This window comes from Sphingomonas sp., assembly GCF_039595165.1.
Lineage (GTDB): Bacteria > Pseudomonadota > Alphaproteobacteria > Sphingomonadales > Sphingomonadaceae > Sphingomonas.
Map to the genome: position 1 here is coordinate 1 of NZ_JBCNMA010000207.1, position 2,640 is coordinate 2,640.

Consider the following 2,640-nt stretch of genomic DNA (forward strand, 5'->3'; position numbering starts at 1 on the left):
TCGGAGACGTCGGGCGTGCGGATCGTGATGTGGCGATGCTTGAGCTTCAGGGCATTGGCCGGCGCCGGCAGCAGCGCCGCGAGCGCCGCGGCGCCGGTCAGCCCGGCGAATTCGCGCCGCGACACCTTGCCGAACGCGCGTTCATTGTCGGCATCGGTCAGCTCGTCACACATCAGCCTGCTCCCTCGATCTCGGATCGAGCGGAGCCTATCGCACGCCGCACGATCCCGCCAGACGCCTAGGCGGCCATCCGCGCGTGCTTGGCGAAGCTGCTGAGGCCGAGCCAGCGCTGCATCTGCGCGCTGATCGCCGCGTCCCCGGTGACGATCATCCGTTCCTCGTCCAGCGCGGCAGCGAGCGTCTCGTAGCCCATCCAGATCGCGGTCATCGTGCGCAGATCGGTCGAGACGTAGAGGTCGACATCGAACCCGGGATCGACCGAGCACAGGTCGACGGCACCGTCCGGCGTCACCACCAGCCACCAGCGCCGCTGCGCCCCGGGCAGCTCCGGATAGCGGAACTGGATCACCGAGCGACGCGGCGGCAGCGGGGTCGGGTCGAGATTGCGGCGCATGTCCCACATCAGCAATTGCGCATCGAGATGCTCGAGCGACAGCTCATGGTCGATCCAGCGCTGCCCCCACACGCCGAACGCATCGACGATCGGCTCGAGCTCGCGCCCGGCCGGGGTCAGCCGGTAATCCAGACCATTGGCGTCGCGCACCACGATTCCCGCCGTCTCGAGATCCTTGAGCCGCTGCGAAAGCAACGCCGGCGACATCCGCGGCACGCCGCGCCGCAAGTCGTTGAACCGGGTCGATCCGGCGATCAGCTCGCGCACCAGCACGATCGTCCAGCGCGTGCACAAGGTCTCGGCCGACATCGCGACCGGACAGAATTGCTTGTAGCTGCCTTGCGCCATCGTTCGTCCTCTCCGACATTGCGCGAAGCGTTAGTTCAGTTTCTGTACCGGGCAACTTCAGTTTCTGAACTGGAACCTGCCCAGCATGATCGGCGAAGCCCTCCGGCGCAACTACGGAGATTCTCATATGCTGACGCAAGCTCAAGACCGCCCCCGCGACTGGATCGCGGACGCCCATGCTATCGCCGCCGACATCGCCCCGCTCGCCGGCCAGCACGACGCCGAGGAGCGCTTCGTCGCCGACGGGTTCGCGCGGCTCAAGGCCGCCGGCTTCTTCAAGGCGCTGGTGCCTGCCCATCTCGGCGGCGGCGGCGCAGAGTTCGCCGAGGTATTCGGCGCGATCCGCGTGCTCGGCGCGGCGTGCGGCTCGACTGCGCTCGCCTTCTCGATGCACACCCATCTCGTCGCCGCGGCGGCGTGGCGCCTCGCGCACCAGAACGCCCCGACCGAGGGCCTGCTGCGCCGCGTCGCCGCGGAGGATCTGATCCTCGTGTCGAGCGGCGGATCGGACTGGCTGGACAGCGGCGGCGTCGCGGAGAAGGCCGAGGGCGGCTTCCGCATCACCGCGCGCAAGCCCTTTTCGAGCGGGTGCGAGATGGGCGATCTGCTGATGACCAGCGCGGTCTATGACGATCCTGAAGCCGGCCCGACCGTCCTGCATTTCGGGGTGCCGCTCGGCGCGCGCGGCGTGTCGATCGAGGCGACCTGGCAAGTGCTAGGCATGCGCGGCACCGCGTCGAACGACATCGTGCTCGACGGCGTGTTCGTCCCCGACGCCGGGATCGCCGGGCGCCGGCCCAAGGGCAAGTGGCACATGCTGTTCCACACGATCAGCATGATCGCCTTCGCCGCGATCTACTCTGCCTATATGGGCGTGGCCGATGGCGCTCGCCGCCGGGCGCTGGAGATCGCGGGCAAGCGCCCCGCCGACAGCGACCTCGTCCGTCTCGCCGGCGAGATGGAGAATGCGCATCTACGCGCCGAGCTGGCGATGCGCGAGATGATCGAACTCGCGACGGACGGCCGGCCAGGGCCGGAGACGACCGGCCGTGCGCTGGCCTGCCGCACGCTGCTGGGCGAAGCCGCGATCGCGACGGTCGAGCGCGCGATGGAGCTGGCCGGCGGCGCGAGCTTCTACCGCAGGAACGGCCTCGAGCGCGCGTTCCGCGACATCCAGGGCGCGCGCTTCCATCCCCTGCGCGAAGGCCCGCAGCTCGCGCTGTCCGGCCGGCTCGCGCTGGGGCTCGATATCGACGGATAGAACCTTGAATCAGGCTCGTGCGAACGCAGGAGCCTAGGAGTCGCGAAGCATCTCGCCTGGCCCCGGGTCCCTGCTTTCGCGCCGGTCAGCTGCGGAAGAGGCTGTCCGGCGTCGGGTCCGCGTCCGTACCATCGGACTCGCGCGCCGCGGCCTCGCGCTCGGCGCGCAGCTGCTCGATCAGCGCCTCGCGGTCGCCCTCCAGGCGCGTGTCGACCGGCGCCTCGATCCCCGCCGCCTTCGCCGCCTTGGCCACCGCGGTGTCGAGCTCGCGCTGCGTGGTCAGGCCCAGCGTCACCGGGTCCTTGGGGGTGATGTTGGCGATGTTCCAGTGGCTGCGGTCGCGGATCGCGGCGATCGTGTTGCGGGTGGTGCCGATCAGCTTGCCGATCGCGCCGTCCGAGATCTCGGGATGGTTGCGGATGATCCAGGCGATGCCGTCGGGCTTGTCCTGGCGCTT

Annotated in this window: 3 protein-coding genes; 1 reads left to right on the forward strand and 2 read right to left on the reverse strand. The window is 69.5% G+C overall.

Features of this window, described 5'->3' with window-relative positions; translation table 11 throughout:
• Window positions 1-238: 238 nt before the first annotated feature.
• Window positions 239-922 (reverse strand): helix-turn-helix domain-containing protein, encoded by a 684-nt coding sequence (locus tag ABDV68_RS18780; protein ID WP_343521615.1) that lies wholly within the window; start codon window positions 920-922, stop codon window positions 239-241.
• 127 nt (window positions 923-1,049) lie between these two features.
• Here ABDV68_RS18780 and ABDV68_RS18785 point away from each other — a divergent pair, with 127 nt between their 5' ends.
• The gene (locus ABDV68_RS18785) at window positions 1,050-2,183 is read left to right on the forward strand and encodes an acyl-CoA dehydrogenase family protein (RefSeq protein ID WP_343521616.1); all 1,134 of its coding nucleotides are present in this window, start codon (window positions 1,050-1,052) and stop codon (window positions 2,181-2,183) included.
• An 85-nt stretch (window positions 2,184-2,268) separates the two neighbouring features.
• On the opposite strand, the gene ABDV68_RS18790 is transcribed toward ABDV68_RS18785, so the two are convergent.
• Window positions 2,269-2,640 (reverse strand): cell cycle transcriptional regulator TrcR (locus tag ABDV68_RS18790; RefSeq protein ID WP_343521617.1); only part of this gene is annotated, 372 nt, incomplete at its 5' end.